Genomic DNA, 23,207 nt, shown 5'->3' on the forward strand with positions numbered 1-23,207 from the left:
CTGAGATGAATCGTCGCGCCGCCTCGACACCTTCGTCCAAGTCGGCAGTCAATGGACAAAGAAATCGACGTGGTCGCCGTGGAACTCGGCCTCATCGTCGGCCCAGATCAGTTTCAGGGCAGCCAACTGCTCGTCTATCAGGCGTCCGCGGGTGCGTGGATCCCCGCCGCGGTTGCGCATTTCGGCCCGATTCCAGCCCGTGCCGACGGTGAGGATCACGCGGCCGCCGGAGACAGGTCGAGGCCGGCGACCTCCTTGGCCGTATCGATGACGATTCGCCACGCCATTCGGCCAGTAATCGGGCCAACCGTCGAGCATGCGCAAAACCGCACGGCTGTCAAACTTTTTTCTGGCATGTTTCCTCGAACTGCTTCACGTCGACCCGATCGCCGGATCGACGTAGCGTCGAAGTCGTGATAGTTCCAGAACACCTGCCCACGACCGTGGGCGAGTTGCGTGCGGCCGGCTACCCGCCGCGCGGCGTGAAGACCGAGATTCGCGAGAACCTGCTGGCCCGGTTGGGTTCCGGCGGCGATCCGTGGCCCGGCATCGTCGGCTTCGACCGGACCGTCCTGCCGCAGCTGGAACGCGCGCTGCTCGCGGGTCACGATGTCGTCCTGCTGGGTGAGCGCGGCCAGGGCAAGACCCGGCTGCTGCGCACCGTGGTCGGCTTGCTCGATGAGTGGACGCCCGTGATCGCGGGCGCCGAGTTGGGCGAGCACCCGCTCGCCCCGATCAGCCCGGCCGGCCGTCGGCTGGCCGCCGAGTTGGGCGACGACCTGCCCGTCGCGTGGCGGCACCGCTCGGAGCGCTACGCGGAGAAGCTCGCCACGCCGGACACGTCCGTCGGTGACCTGATCGGTGACGTCGACCCGGTCAAAGTGGCCGAAGGCCGCAGCCTCGGCGATCCCGAGACCATCCACTTCGGACTGGTGCCGCGCGCCCACCGCGGCATCGTCGCGATCAACGAGCTGCCCGACCTCGCCGAACGCATCCAGGTCGCGCTGCTGAACGTGATGGAAGAACGCGACATCCAGGTCCGCGGCTACACCCTCCGCCTGCCCCTCGACGTGCTGCTCGTCGCCACAGCCAACCCCGAGGACTACACCAACCGCGGCCGGATCATCACGCCGCTCAAGGACCGGTTCGGCGCGGAGATCCGTACCCACTACCCGCTCAGCGTTCAAGCCGAGGTGGCCCTGGTCCGCCAGGAGGCCGAATTGGTGGCCGAGGTGGGCGACCCGCTGATCGAGGTGCTCGCCCGGTTCGTGCGGCAACTGCGTGAATCGTCCGCGATCGACCAGCGCTCGGGTGTGTCCGCACGGTTCGCGGTCGCCGCCGCCGAAACGGTTGCCGCCGCCGCACTCCGCAGGTCGGCGCTGACCGGCGAGCGTCCTGCGGTCGCCCGTCCCGTCGACCTCGAATCCGTGCCTGCGGTGTTGCGCGGCAAGCTGGAGTTCGAGTCCGGCGAGGAGGGCCGTGAGCAGGAACACCTCACCTACCTGCTGAGGCGCTCGTTCTCCGAGGCCGCGAGGGAACTGCTGGGCGGGCTGAACCTGCGGCCGTTGGCCGAGGCTGTCAGCGGAGGCCACGTGGTCACCACTGGCGAACGCGTGCCGGGCAAGGAACTCCTGTCCGCGCTGCCCGAACTGCCCGTCCTGCACGAGGTCGCTGGTCGGCTCGGCGTCGGCGCTACCGACCCGCCTGCCCGGATCGCGTCGGCCGTCGAGTTCGCCCTGGAAGCCCTCTACCTGGCCCGCCAAGTCGACAAAGATTCCGATGACGGCACGGCGGTGTACGGCTCGTGACCGCCGAAGCACCCGGTCCTGGTGGGCCATCATGACCGCCCCCGACCGCTACTCCTACGGCCCCTATCACGACGGGCCCGATCCACTGGCGCCCCCGCTCGACCTGCGGGAGGCGCTGGACCAGATCGGGCGCGATGTGATGGAGGGCAGCTCGCCCCGCACCGCACTGGAGGAGCTGCTGCGGCGCGGCATGCGCGACACGCGCGGGCTGGACGAGCTGACCCGCCAGCTGTGGCAGCGTCGTTCGGAGATCTCCGGGCGGCACCGGCTCGACGGCACGCTGCAACAGGTCCGCGAACTGCTGGAAGAGGCACTGGAAGCCGAGCGCGGTGCACTGTTCCCCGATCCGTCCGACGACGCCAGGTTCGCCGAAGCGCAGCTGGACGCACTGCCGCCGAGCACGGCGGCCGCCGTCAACGAGCTCGCTGACTACAGCTGGCGATCCGAAACCGGCAGGCAGAACTATCAAAAGATCCGTGACCTGCTCGGCCAGGAACTGCTGGAATCTCGCTTCCAGGGCATGAAGCAGGCCCTGCAGAACACGACGCCCGAGGACGTCGAGCGAGTCAGGCAGATGATGTCCGACCTGAACGACCTGCTCGCGGCGCATGCGCGGGGCGAGAATACCGAGCAGCAGTTCGCCGATTTCATGGCCGAGCACGGCGAGTTCTTCCCGGAGAACCCTCGCAACACCGACGACCTGATCGACGTGCTCGCCGCCCGCGCCGCGGCCGCGCAACGCATGATGAACTCGATGTCCGCCCAGCAGCGGGCGGAGCTGGCCGAGCTGATCGGCCAGGCGTTCGGCGACCCGAGCATCGCGCAGCAGATCGCCGAGCTGGACGCCAACCTGCGGGCGCTTCGGCCGGGCGAGGACTGGGACTCCCGGCAGCGGTTCCGCGGCCAGGACCCGTTGGGCCTCGGTGAAGGCGCGCAGGCCATGCAGGACCTCGCCGAACTGGACGCGCTCGCCGAGCAGCTCAGCCAGTCCTACCCGGGTGCCAGGCTCGAGGACATCGATCTGGACGCACTGGCCCGCCAACTCGGCGATGACGCCGGCGTGGACGCCGCCCGACTGGCCGAACTGGAGCGGGAACTGCGCAGGCAGGGCGTGTTCGAACGGGCACCGGACGGCTCGCTTCGGTTGACGCCCAAGGCTTTGCGTCGGCTCGGCGAGACAGCGCTGCGTGCTGTCATCGGGCAGTTGCGGTCCCGGCGCGGCGAGAGGGACACGGCCTTGGCTGGTGCGGCCGGCGAGCCGACCGGTGCCACGCGGCAGTGGCAGTTCGGCGACACCGAGCCGTGGGACGTGCCGAGGACCGTGCGCAATGCCGTGCTGCGGTCGATGTCGGTGGGCAGTCGCAGTGTCAAGTTGGACGTGTCCGACGTCGAGATCATGGAAACCGAGCAGCGGTCAAGGGCAGCCGTGGCGCTCTGTGTCGACACGTCGTGGTCGATGGTGCAGGAGGGCCGGTGGGTACCGATGAAGCGCACTGCCCTCGCACTGCACCAGTTGATCAGCACCCGGTTCCGCTCAGATGCGCTGAGCGTGATCACGTTCGGCCGGCACGCCATGGCTGTCGACATCGGCGAACTGACCGCGCTGGAAGGGGTATGGGAACAGGGCACCAACCTGCACCACGCACTGCTGCTGGCAGCACGGCACCTGCGCAGGCATCCGGACGCCGTGCCCGTCGTGCTCGTCGTCACAGATGGCGAGCCCACGGCCCACCTGGAGCCGGACGGTGAGGCGTACTTCAACTGGCCGCCGGAGCCGCGCACCCTGGCCATGACGATGGTCCAGGTCGACGCCCTGACCAAGCTCGGCGCGTCGGTGACGGTGTTCATGCTCGGCGACGACCCGAAACTGGCCGCGTTCGTCGACCTGGTGGCCCGCCGCAGCGGTGGCCGCGTCGTTGCGCCCGACTTGGACGGTCTCGGCGCCGCTGTGGTCAGCGACTACCTGCGCGGCAGGCGCAGCTGAATCGAGGCACGCCAACGGTATACGCTGCAGACTGGGCTGCTGGAGGACAAGGCGTCGTCACCGAGCCACGGTAGGGCAGGGCGGGCACGTCGATGCACCGCAGCATCGGGTCGCCCTTGCGAGCGAAAGCGGCCTGGACCGACTTCGTGGCGGTCAGGTTGCTGTAGATGATGATGAGGTTGCCGACCAGCACGATCGGCTGAAAGATCCGGGACAGGGTCTGGCCCCAGTGGGTCCCGGTCAGCAGCAGGGTCGCCAGGATCGTCATGGTCAGGGCGACGGTCGCGGGGACGATCGTTTCGTGGCCGCTGGCATCGAAGCTGAGGTTGTTCTCCTTCAGCGCGGCGGTCGGTACGCACTGCCGTTGGTGGCCGGTGCGGTCAGCGCGCAGCGGGTGCCCTGGTAGATGGTCGGCATGCAGCGGTTGCAGTGGGTGCATGGCGATCTCGTGATGCCGTCCGCCTGCATCTGGTTGATCAGCTGCGGGTCGTAGAGCAGCGCGCGGGCCATGGCCACGAACTCGAAGCCGTTCGTCATCGCGGTGTCGATCGCCGCGCGCGAGGCGATGCCGCCGAGCAGGATCAGTGGGAGATCGAGTTCGGCGCGAAAGCGCAGGGCATCGTCCAGAAGGTAGGCGTCACGGTACGGATAGGTGCGCAGGAACTGCCGACCGGCGAGCCGGATACCCCAGCGCTGCGGCGGCGGGAACTGGGCGGCGAACTCGCGCAGCGGGACGTCACCGCGGAACAGGTACATGGGGTTGCGCAGCGAGCTGCCGACGGTGAGCTCCAGTGCGTCGAGGTTGCCGTCCTCGGCCAACCACTGTGCGACGGTGCGGCTTTCGTCGCCGCCGAACCCGCCGCGGACACCGTCGTCCATATTGAATTTCGCGATGACCGCTATCTCGTCGCCGACCTCCCTGCGCACCGCGTCGGCGGTCTGTCTGGCCAGCCGGGCGCGGTTGGTCAGCGTGCCGCCGTATTCGTCGGAGCGCTTGTTCAGCGCGGGGCTGAGGAAGGCGCTGATCAGATAGTTGTGGCCGAAATGCAGTTCCACCGCGTCGAATCCGGCGCTTACCGCCAGCCGGGCAGCCGTTGCGTGCGCATCGATGATGCGCCGGATATCGGCGGTGTTCGTGGCGTGCGTGACTCGCATGCTGATGGGGCTGAGCTGGCGGCTCGGCGCGAGCGCGGGCGCTCGATTGGAGGACGCGTTCGCCACCGGGCCCGCGTGGCCGAGTTGCGCGGAAGCGGCGGCGCCCTCGACGTGCACCGCGTCGGTGAGTCGTTGCAGTCCGGGCACCGCGTCGGTGCGCATCCAGATCTGGTGCCGATCGGTGCGGCCTTCCGGTGCGACCGCGCAATAGGCGACGGTGGTCAGCGCTGCGCCGCCCGCCGCGACCCGGCGGTGGAAGTCGACGAGTTCGTCGGTGACCAGCGCGTCCGGGGTGCGTCCCTCGAAAGTCGCGGCCTTGATGATGCGGTTGCGCAGCTGGACCGGCCCGAGCATGGCGGGCCGGAACGCGTCACCGATCTCCGACGGCATGAGTCCACCCTAGAACGTGTTGCAGTTTTGTGCCTGCGAAATCCGTGACGTGGATCTGTTGACTCCTAATGAGAACCTGTTCTAATTTTTGGCATGCGTAGATACGACGGCCGCCGAGTGTTGGTCACAGGAGCTGGATCGGGCATCGGACAGGGCATTGCCCTGCGGCTACTCGATGAGGGGGCGCAGCTGGTCGCCGCCGACATCGACCAGCCCGGCCTGGAGGCCACCGCGGCGAAGGCGGGCGACGCCGCCGAACGACTGCGGATGGTCCAGGTGAACATCGCCGATCCCGAGTCGGTCCGCACGGCAACGGCCCAAGCCCTCGAATTCCTCGGTGGACTCGACGTATTGGTGAACGCGGCGGGCATCCTGCGCCCCGCGCGCACCGACGAGATGCCGCTCGAGGCGTGGAATCAGACGATCTCGGTGAATCTCACCGGGACCTTCCTGATGACGCAGAGCGCGCTGCCCGCCCTGGTGGAGTCCGGGCACGGGGTGGTCGTGAATCTCTCCTCGTCCGCCGCCTTCAGCGCGGCGCCCTATCTGGCGGCGTACGCGGCCTCGAAGGGCGGCGTCAACGCGTTCACCCATGCGATCGCGCTGGAGTACGCCAAGAAGGGTCTGCGCGCGGTCAATATCGTGCCCGCGGGCATCACCAGCGGCATCACCACGAAATCCATCAGGGACCAGCCGGAGGGTTTCGACCCGAGCCTGTTCGCCCGGTTGACCGGCTGGCTCAACGGCGGTGCGCTCGGCACCCCGGACGACGTCGCGGGCGTGGTCGCCATGGTCGCCTCCGACGACGGCCGCTACATGACCGGGTCGGAGATCCGCGTCGACGGCGGTGCGCTGATGTAGCTACGCGGGCCTGGCGACGAGCAGGTGATGCGGGATCGGTGGGTTGGGCAACTGCTGATGTTCCACGGTGCACCCGGCGCGCGCGAGCGCGGCGATCACCTCGGCGACCGGCCGTAGCGTGAATCCGTATGCGGTGAAAGGCATCTTCTTCATCGCGTCGGCGTCACCGATCCCGATCACCAGTCGGCCGCTGGGCCGGACCACGCGCGCGAGTTCGACGCAGGCGGCATCGAGATCGGGCACGAAATAAATGGTGTTGATCGTGATGGCGGCATCGAGACTGTTGTCCGCCAGCGGCAGGGCGGTCAAGGAGCCCTCGGCGAGTCGCAAACGGCCGGTACCGATTTCGCGTGCATACGCGGAGCGGGCCCGAGCCAGCATGTCCGGGGAAATCTCAACGCCGTGCACGACGCCCTCTTCGCCGACGCGCTCCAGCAGCAGCGAAAGCCCTGCGCCACCACCGAATCCGATATCGGCGGCCGTGGCGCCCGGGGCGACCGCCGCGGCGTCGACGGCGCCGACAATGGCGCCACGGTTACCGCGGTTGAGGATGAAGACGACACCCTTGCCGAGCACGCCGTGCGGATTACCGAGCTGACCGGCGAGCGTGGACAGCAGGCGAGCCCGAACACCATTCACGGCCGCCATGCTAGACCGTGCCGACGAGGTTCCCAGCGGGCCGTCGGCAGCCGGGTCCAGCAACTGCGTAACCGGCGCCTGCTTCGCCAGGTTCTGCAGGGCACGGTCACCGGAATCCTGCGGATCAGCTGACGGGCCACCGCGATCATCGCGCGGCTGTCGAGCGTTCTTGTTCTCCGCTGCGAACATCCTTGCCCGTCACGGTCTCCGGTGTCGGATACATGAATGCACCCGCCCGTCCGTCTCATCCGACAATGGGCGAGCGCCTGCCGCGGCGGGCGGGTCGAGTTCGGATGGCGCGGCGCGTTCTCCGGGATCGGCGTGCCTGTGGATGGTTCGCCCGCAACACCTCTGGCTCACGGTCGAGTGAGTCTTTCCACAGGCGGAGCTTTCCACAGGGCCTGTGCATGTTTGCGCTACCCATGTTGGTGACCGCGCGTATGTGGGGATGACGCGGTGCAATGCCTGTGGATAGCGCACCGTATCTGTGGACATGAGTGTGCGGCAGCGGTGTTCGTCCGTGCACCGGTCGTGCCGGGTCTGCACAGCTTGTGCAGTGGGCGATTTCGAGTGCTGGGGATGGTTGCGTCGTCAGGACGTGGAATCGTCGAGTGCCGCACGTGCGTTCGGGCCGGTGGCGAAGCCGCGTAGGACCGCCGCGACGGTGTGAGTGATGATCTGATCCCTGGCGGCGTCGTCGAGGCCGGGAAGGGCTCCGTCGACCAACAGCGCGGCTAGGCCGTGCACGCTCGACCAGGCCGCGATCTCGGCGTTCGGGCGATGCGCGGGGTCCATGAAGCCGATCTCGACGAGTTCGTCGAGCAGTGCGGAGAGCAGGTTGAAGGCGGGTGCGTCCGCGGGTCCGCGCGCCTTGTCATGGCCACTGTCGGCGGGGGCGTTGTCGCAGAATGCGGTGCGGAACAGTCCAGGTTCGCGCATCGCGAAGGCGATGTAGCCGCGCCCTGCCGCATTCAGACGCGCGGTGGCGTGCGCTTGCGGGCCAAGGCTGTCCATAGCCTCGGACATGGCGCCGAACAGGCTCTGCAGCGCCTTGTCCTGGGCGGCGCCGAGCAACTGTTCGTGATTGGTGAAGTGCCGGTAGGCCGCGGTCGGGGTGACGCCGACCAGACGGGCGGCCGCGCGCACGGTCACCGCCTCGGGTCCGCCGGTTTCCGCCAGCTCGCCGGCGGCATGTACGAGGGCATTGCGCAGGTCGCCGTGGTGGTACGGGCCCGCGCGGCCGGACCGCTTCGGCGCTTGTTCCGAATTCGTCATCACTCCGATGTTGACACCCGTCCACATCGCATGGCAAGTTAACATCTACCAAGTTTGCGCCTGTGCCGGTTGCGATGCGCCTGCTCGGGCGAGCCGCCTGGTTCGCACCGCAGCCGTTGCGTCTGGTCCACGCGCGCCTCGGGCTCGCCGAGGCCTGATCGCTGTCGGACCGACGGCCCCGCGCTCGGCGTGCGGGGCCGTCCCGCGTGTGCGGCCGGGTCCACGGGCTGTCGGTGATCGACTGCCGCAGCGTTGATTTCGCGCCCATCCGCATGGCGATTTCGCCCGGTTCGCGAGCCCTCCGGCACAGAGTGAGGCGAAGATCACAGCGGTTTCCATAGTTGCGGTTATGGTGCTGACGGTCGGGTGCTCGGTGACAGATGCGCCCACCTTTTCGCAACTGGTTAATTATGATCTTGACCAGCACGGAGTACACCAACAAGCAGTGCCACATGGTGTGGATCTAGTTTATTGTGGCAATAAACAAACCTGGAGTCGCTTTCTGTTCATACGCAGCCAGCTAACTCGATTATCATCCGGGAAACCCACAGGTGGCGGTGGGTGCAGGTTAACCATGGAGAGGTCTATTGATGCGCCGCAGCTAATCGTTCGAAGAATATGAGTTTCGTTTCGAGCGGGTTCGAGATCGCCGTTCGGGAACACCGGGCAGCGGCCTATTACCAGCTTCGAAGCGGGTGCCGGTAGCGCCGCCGCGAGTTAGCTGGATGAGTGAAAAACCGTGTGGCCACATGGGTTTGCTGGCGTGCTGCCCTGTACGCCCGACCTCGGCGAGGAGGGTTGCGCGGGGGTAACGATTGTGTACAGTTGACGGTAACGCTGGCCGCAGCTGAGCTCGACTCGCTGCGGCCAGCGGAACTCAAATGGGGGACTTCGAAATTAATCCGTGACGCGGCGTTGCTGCTGATTGCCCGGACCCACTTCACTCACCGTGTGCTCGGCGTTGTCTGCCAGCGGTCTTCGGGATCAACCGCGAGCGCGGCGCCGCGCTGCTCCAGCGCAGCGCGACGGCCGACGCCGAACACGTAAGCCAGGAACAAGAGTTCGGCGGCCAGGCCGATCGCGATGCGCGCGGAAGCGGGCAGCGGACTCGGCGTCACAAAACCCTCCAGGAAGCCGGATACCAGCAGCACCGCGACCAGGCCCAGCGCGATCGCGGCCGTGGCCCGGCCCTGCCGCGCCGCCGCCTCCAGCCGACTCGACCGTCCCGGATCGATCAGCGTCCAGCCCAGCTTCAAACCGGCGCCGCCCGCCACGAAGACCGCGGTGAGTTCGAGCATGCCGTGCGGCAGGATGAATCCGAAGAAGGAATCCAGTCGCCCGGCCTCGGCCATCAGCCCGGCGCTGACCCCGACATTGAGCGCGTTCATGAACAGCAGATACACCGCGGGCAGGATCAGCACACCGGTGAACAGGGCCATCGCCGCCACCCACGCGTTGTTCGTCCACACCTGAGCGGCGAACGCGCCCTGCGGATGCTCCGAGTAGTAGGTCTCGAATTTACCGCCCGGTTTGGTGAGCGTGTCGGTGTTGTCCGGAAGACCGAGCAATTCGTGCGCCGAACCGGAGCCCTGCACCCAGATGGCCAGTCCGCTGGACAGCACCAGGAACACCGCCGCCACCCCGACCCACCACGGCCACGTCCGATACACAGCGGCGGGAAAGCGGTGCGTGAAGAACCGGCCCACTTCCTGCCAGGCGTCGGCCCTGGTGCCGATGACCCGGCCGCGCGCACGGGTCAGGACCGCACTGAGCCCGGCAATGAGTTCCGGGTCAGGACTGTGCGATTGCAACCGAGCCAGCTGCTGTGAGGTCCGCCGGTACAGTGCGACCAACTCGTCGGCCTCCGCGCCGCTGAGCTTGCGCTGCCGTGCCAGAAAATCCAGTCGTTCCCACGACCGTCGGTGTGCGTAGCTGTACGCGTCAACGTCCATCGGTTGCCTCCCATACCGCCGGTCGGAAGAATGTTATTCGACATGGCTGAATTCACTACCGGCGAAGCGGTCGCGCTCGAGTTGCCTATCGCGCGGATACCCACTCGGGCCACCGCGTTCCTCATCGATCTCGTGATGCAGTTCGTGGTGGGCATGGTGGCGTTGTTCGCCATCGCCGCGGTGCTGGTGCCTGCCGGGGTGGATTCCGCCTGGATGGACGCGATGGCGCTGGTGACGATCGTCGCGGTGCTCGTCGGCTATCCGGTGGTCTGCGAAACCTTGCTGCGCGGGCGCACCGTCGGCAAGATGGCGCTCGGGTTGCGCGTGGTCCGTGCGGACGGCGGTCCGATCGATTTCCGGCACGCGCTGACCCGTGGGCTGGCCGGCGCCATCGTCGACTTCTGGATGCTTGGCGGCTTCGGCGCCATCGCGGTGCTCACCTCGATGTGCTCGCCGAACGCCCGCCGGGTCGGCGACGTGCTCGCCGGGACCGTCGTGGTTCACGCCCAGGCAGTGCTGCCGAGGCCATTGCTTGCCGTGGCGCCACCGTGGCTCGCGGGTTGGGCCGGACAGCTCGAACTCGCCGTAATCCCCGAGGATCTCGCGCTCGCGGTGCGTCAGTACCTGGCCAGGGTCCGAACCCTCACGCCCGCGGTGCAGATGAACCTCGGTCAGGCGTTGGTCGTCGCCGTCTGCACCCGCGTGCGGGTGCCGCCGCCAGGGGCGTACCCGCCGGTGCAGATCCTTGGCGCCATCATCGCCGAACGTCAGCGCCGCACACTGACATCGGGGGCTGCACTCGCGCTGGCCGCTGCGCGGTTCTAGGCTGCGGCTCGCCAGGTGCGGCGAGAGGAGCCTCCGAGACGGGTGGCCGACTCGGCGTTGCGGCGGCGACACGCAGGTGGTCGGGCATCGACGACGACCGGTGGTCGCTGCACGCGGATCGCGTCGACCGCCGCCTGCTGCTTCGGGTCGACCGTCACATGGTGCCGGACCGCTTGAGTTCGAGGTATTCGTCGGCCAATGCTTCCGCGAGGCGGTCCGGGGGCGCGGCGACGACCGCGATTCCCTTGCGGCGCAGCGATTCCTGCACCAGCGCGCGTTCGGCGAGGATGGTTTCGGCGGTCGCCGCGGCGTACAGATCGGCGAGGGTGTCGCGGTGCGCGGCGGCCGCGGCGACCTCGGGGTCGGTGACGGAGACGATCAGCACCCGGTGGCGTTGGGCAAGCGCGGGCAGCACCGGGAGCAGGTTCTCCTGCACCGCGGCGCCGTCGAGGCCGGTGAACCAGACCACGAGGCTGCGGCGGCGGGTGCGCTGGATGGCGGCGCGGACCAGGCCCGCGCTGTCGGTGTCGACCAAAGCCGGGGTGATGCCCGCCATCGCGTGCATCAGCTTCAGCTGCAAGCTCTTTCCGCCGACGCCGCGCACCTCGGCGCGGACTTTTCGGTCGAAGGCGAGCAGGTCCACCGAATCGCCCGCGGCGGCTGCGAGTCCGCCGAGTAGCAGCGCGGCATCGATGCTCGCGTCCAGGCGGGTGCCGTCATCGATGTGGTCCGGGCTCCCGACCCGGCCCGCACTGATTCGACCGGTGTCGAGCAACAGCATCATGTGGCGGTTGCGTTCCGGACGCCAGGTGCGCACCATCACGTCGGTGGCGCGGGCGGTGGCGCGCCAGTCGATGGCGCGCACGTCGTCGCCGGCGACGTACTCGCGGAACGAGTCGAACTCGGTGCCCTGGCCACGCAGATTCGCGACATTGCGGCCCTCGAGATGTTGCAGCCGTTTCACTTTCGACTGCAGCAGGCGCTCGCTACGGAACGCGGGCAGCGCGCGTACCCGGGCGGGCACGATGTGTCGGGTCTGTCGGCCCGCCACGCCGAGCGGCCCGATCAGTCGCAGCGTGACCGGGCCCGCCACCCGATCGCCGCGGTAGGTCGGCGTCAGTGTGGTGTGGAAACGGGTCAGGGTGTTGGGTGCCAGATCCAGTCGGTGGGTGCGGGTTCCGGCGCGGGCGCTGTCGGGCCAGTCGTCCCACAGGGTGCCGCGCACGATCCGGGTTCCGGTGTTCAGCACGGTCAGCTCCACCTCGGTGGTGCGGCCGAGCCGAACCGTGGTCAGCGGATCCCTGGACAACGTGACGTCCCTGGCGCGGGCGACCGAAGCCATATCGAACAGCACGACAGCGGCCAGTGCGCTCGACATGACCAGCACGCCGAGCCACGACGGCAGCACGAACACGACCAACAGCGCGACCACCGCCGCCGCGGCGGCCAACCGACCGGTGACGACCACGATCTACACCGGGACCGGGACCAAAAGCAGCAGCGACGACATGACGCCCTCGGTCGTCACCCCGTCCAGCTCCGCCTCGGGACGCAGCTGCAGGCGGTGCCGGAGTACCGCTACCGCAACCGATTTCACGTCATCCGGGGTGACGAACCCGCGGCCGTTGAGCCAGGCGAAGGCGCGGGAGGCCGCCATCAGCGCGGTCGCCCCACGGGTGGATGCTCCATGCTGCACGGCGGGGGAGGAGCGGGTGGCCCGGCAGATGTCCACGGTGTATGCGAGTACCTCGGGGCTGATCGTGACGTGCGTGATGGCGGCCCTTGCGGCCGCGATATGGGCTGGGCCCGCGACCGGGCGCAGCCCGGCGGCTATCAGATCGCGCGGATCGAAGCCGGAGGCGTGCCGCTGCAGGATGCGGAATTCGTCGTCGCGGCCGGGCAGCTTGATATCGACCTTGAACAGGAACCGGTCCAGTTGCGCCTCCGGCAGCGGGTAGGTGCCCTCCTGCTCGATCGGGTTCTGGGTGGCGACCACCACGAACGGTTCCGGCAGCGGCCGCGGCTTGCCGTCGACGGAGACCTGGCGCTCCTCCATCGATTCCAGCAGCGCCGACTGGGTTTTCGGGGGCGTGCGGTTGATCTCGTCAGCGAGCAGCAGGTTGGTGAACACCGGGCCGTGCCGGAAGGTGAACTCCGCCGAATGCGGATCGTAGATCTGCGAGCCGGTGACATCGCTCGGCATCAGGTCCGGGGTGAACTGGAGCCTGGCGTGCTCCAGATCGAGCGCCGTCGCCAGTGCCCGTACCAGCAGCGTTTTCGCCACGCCGGGAACACCTTCGAGCAGCACGTGGCCGCGGCACAGCAGTGCGAGCACCAGGTACATGATCGCGGTGTCGTTGCCTACCACCGCCTTACCGATTTCGGCGCGCAGTGCGGCGAACGCGGCGCCGGCCTCCTCGGCGGTGGGGGTGTGGTTGGTGTCCGTGCTGCTGGTCATCCGACCTCCGACTCAATCGATTCGAGTTGTGCCGCTACAAGTTGCAGGGTGTCCGCGTCGGGTACCGGTCCGAACAGGGCGGCGCCGACGACCGCCGGGTCGGCGCCGATACGGGCGGCGACGGCGGCGATCAGCCGGTCCGGTGCGGTATCGGCCGTCACCCCGAGCGCGCGGCGGATACGGCGCAGCGTGGCCGCGCGCAGCTTTCCCGCGACGTGATCGTGGTCCTTCGACCGGCGATACAGCGCGGCCTGGCCCGCGAGTAGTTCGTTCGCCGCGACCTCGACCGGCCGCGGCTCGCCGACCAGCGCACCGCGCCGCCGCGCCCGCCACCACACCAACAGGGCCGCGGCGATCAGGAATTGGAGCGCGCCGAAGGCGACCGGTCCGGGCAACCGGCCGAAGATGGAGTCCTGGCCGGCACCGGGGTCCGGCCGGTGGACGCCGCCTGGGTCCGGGTAATCCGTGGGCGGCGGCAGGTTCGGCGGTGGTTTCGGTGCTGGCGCGGTCGGTGCGCCACAGGAATTGAGCACCGCGTACAGCAGCAGGATGACGGCGATCGCGCCGGCGAGGGTGGCCCAGAACTTGGGGTCGCGCAACAGTTCCGGCAGCGGCGGCAGCTGCCTGCGCGCCCGCGGCGCCTTTTCGATGACCGACTTTTCGACCGGTTCCGGTGCGGGCGCAGGAGCGGTTCCCGAGTATCGGTCGGCGTATTCGAGCCTGCGGTATTCGTCCTCGGTCGCGCGCCTGCCGCCGTAGACGACCTCGTCGAAACAGAAGGCGGCAGGCTGTAGTTCGGTCGCGGACTCGACCGGCAGTGCGGTGGTCGCGTCGTCCGCGGTCTCCCGTGCGGTGCGCGAGCGGCGCACCTCGAGTAGCCCGCCCTGTTCGAGTCCGCGCAGCACCGCGCGGAAGCGTTCGCGCAGTGCGGCATCGAAGTCACGCCGCGCAGCGGCGCTTTCGGCGGACGCGCGATGGTCGGCCGCAGGACCGAGCCGGGGTGGCAGCGGGGCCGCAGGCTCATCCGGCAGGCGGTCGTCGTTCATCGCCCCTCCGTGCCGGGGACCCGAATGTCGAGTCCCTCACGGCGGCAACGGCGATCGATGTAGGAGACCACCCGCGTGGCCGCCTCCACGACCTCGCCGAAGGCGACGATCAGCAGCACCGCGGAGGTGGTCAGCACGATCACCTGCCAACGGTGCGTGCCGGAGAAATCCGAGAGATACCATGGGATGCCGAGCAGTGGCACCGCCAGCAGCACCATCAGGCAACGTTGGCACAGCCACAGTCCGGCGATCGACCATTCCGCGCCGTTGGCAAGGAGTTTCGAGCGTGCCACCGCCGCGGCGTGCGACGTCCGCTCGACGAACATCACCGGCACGGCGACGAACCGCTGGGCCCGCAGATAGCTCAGCCACAGCAGCGTGAGCGGGAAGGTGACGATCAGGACGCTGCCCAGCGCCAACACACTCACTCCGACCAGCGTGAACAGCAGGTGGAACACCAGCAGGGAACCGCCAACAGCGGCCGACCTACTCAGCGCTGTCCGCCAGCCGATCGGTGAACCGGCGACACTCGCCAGTCCGATCGCGACGGTCATACCGCGCAGCACGAACCGCAGGATCCAGGCACCCGTCGCCGTTGCCAGGATGGCCGCCCATGCGGTGCCCGAATCGGAGCCATGGGTCAGGTAGGAGACACCCGCGGTGATCGCGACGACGATGGCCTCTGCGAGTACCAGCCCGACCACACTCGAACAGGCCAGCACCACGATGTTCGCCTGGATCAGCGCGAACGGCTCGTCGAGCAGTTCGCGAAAACTCAATGGACGGATCGGCACCGTCGTTCCAGGGGACCCTGGTGGTGAATGATCTCCCGCCCCGACGGCACCGGCCGGGTCGGCGGCAGGTAGCACGGGCCGAGTCTAGCCGTCAGCGGTCCGGCGGGCGGTCCACAACGTGCCGCACGCGACGGATTAGATGGACCGGCAACAGTGCGGCCGATGCCTGTCGTCGAAGGGTGAGCGCACTTTGCGGCCGGCCTCGACCGCGAGGCCCCGACGCCCGACTATGAGTCTCGACTGTTCGAACCTCTCGGCAGCGCTCCGGATCGATGACCGGTGACCGTATCCGCTGTCAGCGGTCGAGCAGTCGGTCCACGACCTTGCGGTAGCGCTCCGGTCGATCGGGGGCAGGCCGAGCAGGGCGCGCATGTATACGCCGTCACCGACGAGCCGAATGATGTCGGCGCGCACCGGATCGTCGATCTCCTTGTCCAGTCCGTCCGGCCAGGAGTCCATCACCTGGGTGAGGGCCTCCTATTACTTCGTCGGGCTTCGGGCCGGAGCTGGCGTCCATCGTGCGCATGGTGGCGAGCGTGGATCGGTGGAGTGATTGGGCGGGTCTCGGCGTGCTCGCGCTCGCCCTGCTGGCTGTTCGCGGTCGACGCGACGGTGCTCGACATGGCCGTGCGCGCGATCAGCGCCGATCTCGCGCCGACCACAGCGCAGCTGCTGTGGATCATCGACATGTACTCGTTCGTGCTTGCCGGTCTGCTCGTGGTGATGGGCAATCTGGGCGACCGAATCGGTCGACGCAGGCTGCTGCTGCGCCAGCGCATCGTGGCCATGTCGGTCCTAAGCGTCGGCGGCACCGGTGTGCCGCGATCTTCGATGTGGCGAAAAGCACACCAGGACGTTTGCTGAAAATGTGCTGAAAACCGCAGACGGCAAAAGAGTCCGGACGGTCGGATCGGGTTCCGCGCTTGTCACGCCCCTGTCGGAAATGTCTAATCAGGCCCCTGGCGAGTTAGCCGCCGATGAGGTGGTTTGCCGGGCCCGGACCTGGGGAAATCATCTTCGATGCAGGTGAGCGCCAATTCTGGGAGCGTGCTGTGTGTACTGGAACCAGCTCGACGCGCCTGTTGTCACTGGTGGCACGCAGTGCCAGGGGATCGATTCCGCCAGGTTCGCTGCCTTACACTGGACAACGCGCACACGTGGAGGACCACATGAAGAAGCCCAGCTAGACCTAGTTATTAGCGCAGCCTAAGTTGGTTGGGCCCCGGACCTGACTTATCGTTTGCTCTTACGCCGAACACTGAATGTTCGGTCACGATTGCCCGCTCGGTCACCTCAAGCCGGTGCCCAGCGTAGCGGGCGAGCACCCGCACGGAGGTAAGGAATACGTAAGTGTTCCGTTACCGCCGAGCACCCACTACGTAACACCAGCGGGTGGACAACTGGAGACGTGACTGCACGCCGAAGACCATCAGCGCGGCTGGATTCGGACCGTACGGGCGCAGTCTTGACGGAGGCATTCGACGAAAGGCCTTTTTCCCGCAGGCCAACCTCATCGAGGCCGACTTTCTTGAAGGCAGAGGCATGACGCAACTTCCTGGCCACAGGTCCCCTGGACCCATCGGGCTCTATGACCCGGCGAACGAACACGACGCCTGTGGTGTCGCTTTCGTCGTCGACATGCACGGCCGCCGCAGCCGCGACATCGTCGACAAGGCTATTACGGCTCTGTTGAACCTAGAGCATCGCGGTGCCGCAGGCGCCGAACCCAATAGTGGTGACGGCGCAGGCATCCTGATCCAGATTCCGGACCGGTTCTTCCGCGCCGTGGTCGATTTCGAGTTGCCGCCGGAGGGCTCCTACGCCACCGGTATCGCCTTCCTCCCGCAGGCCCGCCGCGAGGCGACCAAGGCCGCCTACGGCCTGGAACGCATCGTCGAATCCGAGGGTCTCGCCGTGCTCGGCTGGCGTGAAGTGCCGACCGAAGAGTCCACCCTCGGTGCGCTCGCGCGCGACGCCATGCCGACCTTCCGTCAGGTCTTCATCGGCTCTCCGAGGGGTGCGGCCGAACAGCTGTCGGGCCTGGACCTGGAGCGTCGGGCCTACGTCGTCCGCAAGCGCGTCGAGCACGAGCTCGGTAGGGCGGGCGCGGGCGAGGGTTCCGTCGGCAAGGAGTCGGTGTACTTCCCGAGCTTGTCCGGCCAGACCTTCGTCTACAAGGGCATGTTTACTACGCCGCAGCTGCGCGGGTTCTACCTGGACCTGCAGGACGACCGGGTGGAGTCCGCCCTCGGCATCGTGCACTCCCGGTTCTCCACCAACACCTTCCCGTCGTGGCCGCTGGCGCACCCGTTCCGCCGGGTTGCGCACAACGGTGAGATCAACACCGTCACCGGCAACGAGAACTGGATGCGGGCCCGCGAGGCGCTGCTGCGCTCCGACGTGTTCGGCCACAACGAGGCGGGCAACAACCGCCTGGACAAGATCTTCCCCGTCTGTACGCCGGGGGCGAGCGATACGGCCCGCTTCGACGAGGTACTCGAGCTGCTGCACCTCGGCGGCCGCAGCCTGCCCCACGCGGTGCTGATGATGATTCCGGAGGCGTGGGAGCGCAACGACACGATGGACGCGCAGCGGCGCGCCTTCTACGAGTACCACTCGATGCTGATGGAGCCGTGGGACGGCCCGGCGTCGGTGTGCTTCTCTGACGGCACCGTCGTCGGGGCCGTGCTCGACCGCAACGGCCTGCGCCCCAGCCGCGTCTGGGTCACCGACGACGGCCTCGTCGTGATGGCCTCCGAGGTCGGTGTCCTCGATATCGATCCGTCCAAGGTGGTCAAGAAGGTCCGGCTGCAGCCGGGCCGCATGTTCCTGGTCGACACCTCGCAGGGGCGCATCGTCGGCGACGACGAGCTGAAGACCCAGCTGGCCGCCGAGCACCCGTACCAGGAATGGCTCGACGCAGGCATGACGAAGCTGGCCGACCTGCCCGATCGCCCACACGTGCACATGTCGCACGACCGGGTGCTGATCCGGCAGCAGATCTTCGGATACACCACCGAAGAGCTGAACCTGCTGATCTCGCCGATGGCCAAGACCGGTGGCGAGGCGCTCGGCTCGATGGGCACCGATACCCCGATCGCGGTCCTATCGTCGCGGCCGCGATTACTGTTCGACTACTTCTCCCAGCTGTTCGCGCAGGTCACCAATCCGCCGTTGGACGCGATCCGGGAAGAGGTAGTCACCAGCCTGCGCCGGGCCATCGGCCCGGAGGCCGACCTGCTGCACCCGAGCCCCGAGTCCTGCAAGCAGATCAGTGCCGAGTCGCCGATTCTGGACAACGACGAGCTGTCCAAGCTGGTGCACATCAACGACGACGGCTCGCAGCCCCAGCTGCGTTCGGTGGTCGTGCGCGGTCTGTACCCGGTCGCCAAGGGCGGCAAGGGACTTCGCAAGGCGCTCGAGGCGATCAACACCCAGGTGTCGGCGGCCATAGACGGCGGCACGCGGATCATCGTGCTGTCCGACCGTGAGTCCAACGAAAAGCTGGCGCCGATCCCGTCGCTGCTGCTGACCTCGTCGGTGCACCACCACCTGGTTCGCGAGCGTACGCGCACCATGGTCGGCCTCGTCGTGGAAACTGGTGACGCCCGCGAGGTGCACCACATGGCCATGCTGGTCGGCTTCGGGGCAGGCGCGATCAACCCGTATATGGCCTTCGAGACCATCGAGGACATGCTCGAGCGTGGCGCGCTCGACCTGCCCGGCAGCACCGGTGACCTGGCCGCCGACTACCGCAAGGCGGTCGCGAACTACAACAAGGCCGCCAGCAAGGGCGTGCTGAAGGTGATGTCCAAGATGGGCATCTCCACCCTGGCCTCCTACACCGGCGCGCAGCTGTTCCAGGTGATCGGCCTGTCGCAGGAGCTGGTGGACGAGTACTTCACCGGCCTGCGCTCGCATCTGGACGGCATAGGGCTGGACGAGATCGCCGCCGATGTGGCCGGACGGCACACCATCGCGTTCTTGGAGAACCGCAACGAGCGCGCGCACCGCGAGCTCGAGGTCGGCGGCGAATACCAGTGGCGACGCGAGGGTGAATACCACCTGTTCAACCCGGACACCGTGTTCAAGCTGCAGCACGCCACCCGCAGCGGTCAGTACTCGATCTTCAAGGAGTACACCAAGCTGGTCGACGATCAGTCCGAGCGGTTGGCCTCGCTGCGCGGTCTGTTCAAGTTCAACACCACCAGCCGCGCCGCGATCTCGATCGACGAGGTCGAGCCGGCCGGCGAGATCGTCAAGCGGTTCTCCACCGGCGCGATGAGCTACGGCTCCATCTCCTCGGAGGCGCACGAGACCCTCGCGATCGCGATGAACCGCCTCGGCGGCCGGTCGAACTCGGGTGAGGGCGGCGAAAGCCCCGCGCGCTTCGAGCCGGAGGAGAACGGCGACTGGCGGCGCAGTGCGGTCAAGCAGGTGGCTTCCGGCCGCTTCGGCGTGACCGCGCACTACCTGACCAACTGCACCGACATCCAGATCAAGATGGCGCAGGGCGCGAAGCCAGGTGAGGGCGGCCAACTTCCGGCGCACAAGGTGTACCCGTGGATCGCCGAGGTGCGGCACTCGACGCCGGGCGTCGGCCTGATCTCGCCGCCGCCGCACCACGACATCTACTCGATCGAGGATCTGGCGCAGCTGATCCACGACCTGAAGAACGCGAACCCGCAGGCGCGGATTCACGTGAAACTTGTTGCGGAGCCGGGTGTCGGCACCGTCGCGGCCGGTGTGTCGAAGGCACACGCGGACGTGGTGCTGATCTCGGGTCACGACGGTGGCACCGGCGCCTCGCCGCTTACCTCGCTCAAGCACGCGGGTGGTCCGTGGGAACTCGGCCTGGCCGAGACTCAGCAGACGTTGCTGCTCAACGGACTTCGCGACCGCATCGTCGTGCAGGTCGACGGCCAGATGAAGACCGGCCGCGACGTAATGATCGCCGCGTTGCTCGGTGCCGAGGAATTCGGTTTCGCCACCGCGCCTTTGGTGGTCTCGGGCTGCATCATGATGCGGGTCTGCCACCTCGACACCTGCCCCGTTGGTGTCGCGACGCAGAACCCGGTGTTGCGCGAACGCTTCACCGGCAAGCCTGAATTCGTCGAGAACTTCATGCTGTTCATCGCCGAAGAGGTCCGGGAACTGCTGGCGCAGTTGGGCTTCCGCACACTGGACGAGGCCATCGGCCGGGTAGACATGCTCGACACCACCAAGGCCAAGCAGCACTTCAGGGCCAGCAAGCTGGACCTGTCGCCGATCCTCGACGATGTCGAGACGGCGTTCATGCGCCAGGATCGTCGCTGCACCAAGACGCAGGACCACGGCCTGGACAAGGCACTGGACCAGCAGTTGATCACGCAGAGCCGGGACGCGCTCGAGCGTGGCCAGGCGGTGAAGTTCGAAACCAAGATCACGAACGTGAACCGCACCGTCGGCACCATGCTCGGCCACGAGGTGACCAAGCTCTACGGTGGCGCGGGCCTGCCCGACGACACCATCGACATCACCTTCACCGGCTCGGCAGGCAACAGCTTCGGCGCCTTCGTGCCCGCTGGCATCACGCTGCGGGTGCAGGGCGACGCGAACGACTATGTCGGCAAGGGACTTTCCGGCGGGCACATGGTGGTGCGCCCGTCCCTGAACGCACCGGCCGAGTTCGTGGCGGAAGAGAACATCATCGCGGGCAACGTGATCCTGTTCGGCGCCACCAGCGGCAAAGCGTTCATCCGCGGTGTCGTCGGCGAGCGGTTCGCCGTGCGTAACTCGGGCGCCCTCGCGGTGGTCGAGGGTGTCGGCGACCACGGCTGTGAGTACATGACCGGTGGTCGGGTGGTCATCCTGGGCGAGACTGGCCGCAACTTCGGCGCCGGTATGTCCGGTGGTGTCGCGTTCGTCTATAATCCGAACGGCACCTTCGAGGCCAAGCTCAACCCCGAGCAGGCCGACGCCGTCGAGCAGCTGTCCGGTGACGACTTCACCTGGCTGCACGACATCATCACCCAGCACCGTGACCAGACGGGTTCCGCTGTCGCCGAACGCATTCTGAGCGATTGGTCGCAGCAGGTGAACAACTTCGTGAAGGTCATGCCGCGCGAATACAAGAAGGTTTTGCTCGCGATCTCCGAAGCTGAGAAGAGCGGCAAGGATGTCGACGAGGCGATTATGGAGGCAGCTCGTGGCTGACCCGCAGGGATTTCTGAAGCACACCAAGCGGGAGCTGCCGACGCGTCGTCCGGTTCCGCTGCGTCTGATGGACTGGAAAGAGGTCTACGAGGAGGGTTTGGCGCACGAGACCCTGCAGCGTCAGGCCAGCCGGTGTATGGACTGCGGTATTCCGTTCTGTCACAACGGCTGTCCGCTCGGCAACCTGATCCCCGAGTGGAACGACCTGGTCTACAAGGGTCAGTGGCGTGAGGGCATCGATCGGCTGCACGCGACCAACAACTTCCCGGAGTTCACCGGGCGGCTGTGCCCGGCGCCGTGTGAGTCATCGTGTGTGCTCGGCATCAACCAGGATCCGGTCACCATCAAGCAGGTCGAGGTCGAGCTCATCGAGAACGCCTTCGACGAGGGCTGGGTGACCCCGGTCTACCCGACCCGTCTGACCGGCAAGAAGGTCGCCGTAGTCGGTTCCGGTCCGGCCGGTCTGGCCGCGGCGCAGCAGCTGACCCGCGCGGGCCACACCGTGACCGTGTTCGAGCGGGCCGACCGCATCGGCGGTCTGCTGCGCTACGGCATCCCGGAATTCAAGATGGAGAAGCGCTTCATCGACCGCCGGATCGCGCAGATGGAGGCCGAGGGCACCATCTTCAAGGCCGGTGTGAACGTCGGTATCGACATCACCGCCGAGCAGCTGCGCGAGCAGTTCGACGCGGTGGTGCTTGCCGGTGGCGCGACCCTCGCCCGTGACCTGCCGATCCCGGGTCGTGACCTGGACGGCATCCACCAGGCGATGGAATTCCTGCCGTGGTCCAATCGGGTTCAGCTCGGTGACGACGTCGCCGACGCCGACGGCCTGCCGCCGGTCCACGCCAACGGCAAGAAGGTCGTCATCATCGGTGGCGGCGACACCGGCGCGGACTGCCTCGGCACCTCGCACCGTCAGGGCGCGGCGAGCATTCACCAGTTCGAGATCATGCCGCGTCCGCCGCAGGAGCGTGCCTCCTCCACCCCGTGGCCGACCTACCCGCTCATGTACCGAGTGTCCTCGGCGCACGAGGAGGGCGGCGAGCGGGTGTTCTCCGTGAACACCGAGCGCTTCGTCGGCGCCGACGGCAAGGTCACCGGTCTGGACGCGCATGAGGTCAAGATGGTCAACGGCCGCTTCGAAAAGGTCGAAGGCACCGAATTCACCCTCGAAGCCGACTTGGTCCTGCTGGCCATGGGCTTCACCGGCCCCGAGAAGCCGGGTCTGCTCACCGATCTCGGCGTCGGCTACGACCAGCGCGGCAACGTCCAGCGCGACAAGAACTGGGCCACCAACATCCCCGGTGTCTTCGTCGCCGGTGACATGGGCCGCGGCCAGTCCTTGATCGTCTGGGCCATCGCCGAGGGTCGCGCGGCCGCGTCGGCCGTCGACAAGTTCTTGGAAGGCGAAACCGCCCTCCCGGCGCCGATCACCCCGACAATGGTCGCTCAGCGCTGACAAAAACCCGCCTCTTACCGGAGCGGAAGGCGCCTGTGGATAACTTGTCCACAGGCGCCTTTGTCATGTGCCAGACGTTTGCCGCAGCGGCTGCGGCGTTCGGCGATATCCGGGCAAAGGGATGGGCGGCGTGGATTTTGGTAGGGCGGAAATCGGACACGCATCGGGGTCCGAATGGCGTGAGCGAGTTTGTGGCTATATTGTGATCTTCGATGTGCCTCGGATCTTCGGATTCGGATGGCGTAGCGCACGTCGTATTGTCGGGTAATTTGCATTGACCCGACGTGCACTGGAACGACATCCGTCGAGGTCAGCATGAGTAGCGACAACTCGGGATGCCCCGCGAGGGCAAAGTTTTGAACT

General features: G+C 67.4%; 16 protein-coding genes and 2 pseudogenes. 7 read left to right on the plus strand and 11 right to left on the minus strand.

What is annotated here, in order from left to right:
* Positions 1 to 60: 60 nt before the first annotated feature.
* Positions 61 to 234 (minus strand): annotated as a pseudogene (locus ACV7NQ_RS16675) (LLM class flavin-dependent oxidoreductase); the annotation flags it as partial.
* Positions 235 to 413: 179 nt separating this feature from the next.
* On the opposite strand from ACV7NQ_RS16675, the gene ACV7NQ_RS16680 reads away from it, so the two are divergent.
* Together ACV7NQ_RS16680 and ACV7NQ_RS16685 are read left to right on the plus strand one after the other, a co-directional pair.
* Positions 414 to 1,808: an ATP-binding protein gene (locus tag ACV7NQ_RS16680; protein ID WP_463360506.1), complete on the plus strand. Its 1,395-nt coding sequence runs from the start codon at positions 414 to 416 to the stop codon at positions 1,806 to 1,808.
* A gap of 31 nt (positions 1,809 to 1,839) precedes the next feature.
* Entirely contained in the window at positions 1,840 to 3,792 is a 1,953-nt protein-coding gene (locus ACV7NQ_RS16685) for a vWA domain-containing protein (protein WP_463360507.1), read from the plus strand.
* On the opposite strand, the gene ACV7NQ_RS16690 is transcribed toward ACV7NQ_RS16685, so the two are convergent.
* Both ACV7NQ_RS16690 and ACV7NQ_RS16695 read right to left on the minus strand, forming a co-directional pair.
* Complete coding sequence (locus ACV7NQ_RS16690) at positions 3,761 to 4,231, minus strand: hypothetical protein (RefSeq protein ID WP_463366110.1); 471 nt, start codon at positions 4,229 to 4,231, stop codon at positions 3,761 to 3,763. The genes ACV7NQ_RS16685 and ACV7NQ_RS16690 overlap by 32 nt on opposite strands.
* Positions 4,129 to 5,337, minus strand: coding sequence for an NADH:flavin oxidoreductase (locus ACV7NQ_RS16695; RefSeq protein WP_463360508.1), 1,209 nt, complete (start codon positions 5,335 to 5,337; stop codon positions 4,129 to 4,131). Before ACV7NQ_RS16695 ends, ACV7NQ_RS16690 begins: the two co-directional genes overlap by 103 nt.
* 93 nt (positions 5,338 to 5,430) lie before the next feature.
* On the opposite strand from ACV7NQ_RS16695, the gene ACV7NQ_RS16700 reads away from it, so the two are divergent.
* Positions 5,431 to 6,198 carry an SDR family NAD(P)-dependent oxidoreductase gene (locus ACV7NQ_RS16700; RefSeq protein ID WP_463360509.1) on the plus strand — a complete coding sequence of 256 codons (768 nt, stop codon included), beginning with the start codon at positions 5,431 to 5,433 and terminating at the stop codon, positions 6,196 to 6,198.
* Here ACV7NQ_RS16700 and ACV7NQ_RS16705 read toward each other — a convergent pair whose 3' ends face one another.
* The 3 genes from ACV7NQ_RS16705 to ACV7NQ_RS16715 all read right to left on the minus strand — a co-directional run bounded on the left by ACV7NQ_RS16705 (position 6,199) and on the right by ACV7NQ_RS16715 (position 10,064).
* The gene (locus ACV7NQ_RS16705) at positions 6,199 to 6,846 is read right to left on the minus strand and encodes a class I SAM-dependent methyltransferase (RefSeq protein WP_463365699.1); all 648 of its coding nucleotides are present in this window, start codon (positions 6,844 to 6,846) and stop codon (positions 6,199 to 6,201) included. It lies immediately after the preceding gene.
* A gap of 582 nt (positions 6,847 to 7,428) precedes the next feature.
* Positions 7,429 to 8,112, minus strand: a complete 684-nt coding sequence (locus ACV7NQ_RS16710; protein WP_463360510.1) for a TetR/AcrR family transcriptional regulator — start codon at positions 8,110 to 8,112, stop codon at positions 7,429 to 7,431.
* Between the two features lie 944 nt (positions 8,113 to 9,056).
* Positions 9,057 to 10,064 (minus strand): stage II sporulation protein M, encoded by a 1,008-nt coding sequence (locus tag ACV7NQ_RS16715; RefSeq protein ID WP_463360511.1) that lies wholly within the window; start codon positions 10,062 to 10,064, stop codon positions 9,057 to 9,059.
* A 42-nt stretch (positions 10,065 to 10,106) separates the two neighbouring features.
* Here ACV7NQ_RS16715 and ACV7NQ_RS16720 point away from each other — a divergent pair, with 42 nt between their 5' ends.
* Positions 10,107 to 10,889: an RDD family protein gene (locus ACV7NQ_RS16720; protein WP_463360512.1), complete on the plus strand. Its 783-nt coding sequence runs from the start codon at positions 10,107 to 10,109 to the stop codon at positions 10,887 to 10,889.
* 154 nt (positions 10,890 to 11,043) lie between these two features.
* On the opposite strand, the gene ACV7NQ_RS16725 is transcribed toward ACV7NQ_RS16720, so the two are convergent.
* The 5 genes from ACV7NQ_RS16725 to ACV7NQ_RS16745 all read right to left on the minus strand — a co-directional run bounded on the left by ACV7NQ_RS16725 (position 11,044) and on the right by ACV7NQ_RS16745 (position 15,646).
* Positions 11,044 to 12,357, minus strand: coding sequence for a DUF58 domain-containing protein (locus tag ACV7NQ_RS16725; RefSeq protein ID WP_463360513.1), 1,314 nt, complete (start codon positions 12,355 to 12,357; stop codon positions 11,044 to 11,046).
* Positions 12,358 to 12,360: 3 nt separating this feature from the next.
* A complete protein-coding gene (locus ACV7NQ_RS16730; RefSeq protein ID WP_463360514.1) occupies positions 12,361 to 13,347 on the minus strand; it encodes an AAA family ATPase in 987 nt (328 codons plus the stop codon).
* A complete protein-coding gene (locus ACV7NQ_RS16735; RefSeq protein WP_463360515.1) occupies positions 13,344 to 14,393 on the minus strand; it encodes a DUF4129 domain-containing protein in 1,050 nt (349 codons plus the stop codon). Before ACV7NQ_RS16735 ends, ACV7NQ_RS16730 begins: the two co-directional genes overlap by 4 nt.
* Entirely contained in the window at positions 14,390 to 15,172 is a 783-nt protein-coding gene (locus ACV7NQ_RS16740; protein WP_463360516.1) for a hypothetical protein, read from the minus strand. Before ACV7NQ_RS16740 ends, ACV7NQ_RS16735 begins: the two co-directional genes overlap by 4 nt.
* A 150-nt stretch (positions 15,173 to 15,322) precedes the next feature.
* Positions 15,323 to 15,646 (minus strand): hypothetical protein, encoded by a 324-nt coding sequence (locus ACV7NQ_RS16745; RefSeq protein ID WP_463360517.1) that lies wholly within the window; start codon positions 15,644 to 15,646, stop codon positions 15,323 to 15,325.
* A 65-nt stretch (positions 15,647 to 15,711) separates the two neighbouring features.
* Here ACV7NQ_RS16745 and ACV7NQ_RS16750 point away from each other — a divergent pair.
* From ACV7NQ_RS16750 to ACV7NQ_RS16760, 3 genes and pseudogenes are all read left to right on the plus strand, one after another.
* Positions 15,712 to 15,955: pseudogene (locus ACV7NQ_RS16750) on the plus strand (hypothetical protein); the annotation flags it as partial.
* A gap of 774 nt (positions 15,956 to 16,729) precedes the next feature.
* A complete protein-coding gene (gene gltB / locus ACV7NQ_RS16755; RefSeq protein WP_463360518.1) occupies positions 16,730 to 21,382 on the plus strand; it encodes a glutamate synthase large subunit in 4,653 nt (1,550 codons plus the stop codon).
* Positions 21,375 to 22,844: a glutamate synthase subunit beta gene (locus ACV7NQ_RS16760; RefSeq protein WP_463360519.1), complete on the plus strand. Its 1,470-nt coding sequence runs from the start codon at positions 21,375 to 21,377 to the stop codon at positions 22,842 to 22,844. The genes gltB and ACV7NQ_RS16760 overlap by 8 nt, the downstream gene beginning before the upstream one ends.
* Positions 22,845 to 23,207 lie beyond the last annotated feature (363 nt).

It is taken from the genome of Nocardia sp. Tas62D01 (assembly GCF_055232035.1).

What these genes read in the sequence shown, in the direction of transcription:
- ACV7NQ_RS16685 (WP_463360507.1), top strand. Translation starts at nt 1,840, where the DNA reads ATGACCGCCCCCGACCGCTACTCCTACGGCCCCTATCACGACGGGCCC.
- ACV7NQ_RS16690 (WP_463366110.1), bottom strand. Translation starts at nt 4,231, where the DNA reads ATGCACCCACTGCAACCGCTGCATGCCGACCATCTACCAGGGCACCCG.
- ACV7NQ_RS16695 (WP_463360508.1), bottom strand. Translation starts at nt 5,337, where the DNA reads ATGCCGTCGGAGATCGGTGACGCGTTCCGGCCCGCCATGCTCGGGCCG.
- ACV7NQ_RS16700 (WP_463360509.1), top strand. Translation starts at nt 5,431, where the DNA reads ATGCGTAGATACGACGGCCGCCGAGTGTTGGTCACAGGAGCTGGATCG.
- ACV7NQ_RS16705 (WP_463365699.1), bottom strand. Translation starts at nt 6,846, where the DNA reads ATGGCGGCCGTGAATGGTGTTCGGGCTCGCCTGCTGTCCACGCTCGCC.
- ACV7NQ_RS16710 (WP_463360510.1), bottom strand. Translation starts at nt 8,112, where the DNA reads ATGACGAATTCGGAACAAGCGCCGAAGCGGTCCGGCCGCGCGGGCCCG.
- ACV7NQ_RS16715 (WP_463360511.1), bottom strand. Translation starts at nt 10,064, where the DNA reads ATGGACGTTGACGCGTACAGCTACGCACACCGACGGTCGTGGGAACGA.
- ACV7NQ_RS16720 (WP_463360512.1), top strand. Translation starts at nt 10,107, where the DNA reads ATGGCTGAATTCACTACCGGCGAAGCGGTCGCGCTCGAGTTGCCTATC.
- ACV7NQ_RS16730 (WP_463360514.1), bottom strand. Translation starts at nt 13,347, where the DNA reads ATGACCAGCAGCACGGACACCAACCACACCCCCACCGCCGAGGAGGCC.
- ACV7NQ_RS16735 (WP_463360515.1), bottom strand. Translation starts at nt 14,393, where the DNA reads ATGAACGACGACCGCCTGCCGGATGAGCCTGCGGCCCCGCTGCCACCC.
- ACV7NQ_RS16745 (WP_463360517.1), bottom strand. Translation starts at nt 15,646, where the DNA reads ATGGACTCCTGGCCGGACGGACTGGACAAGGAGATCGACGATCCGGTG.
- gltB (WP_463360518.1), top strand. Translation starts at nt 16,730, where the DNA reads ATGACGCAACTTCCTGGCCACAGGTCCCCTGGACCCATCGGGCTCTAT.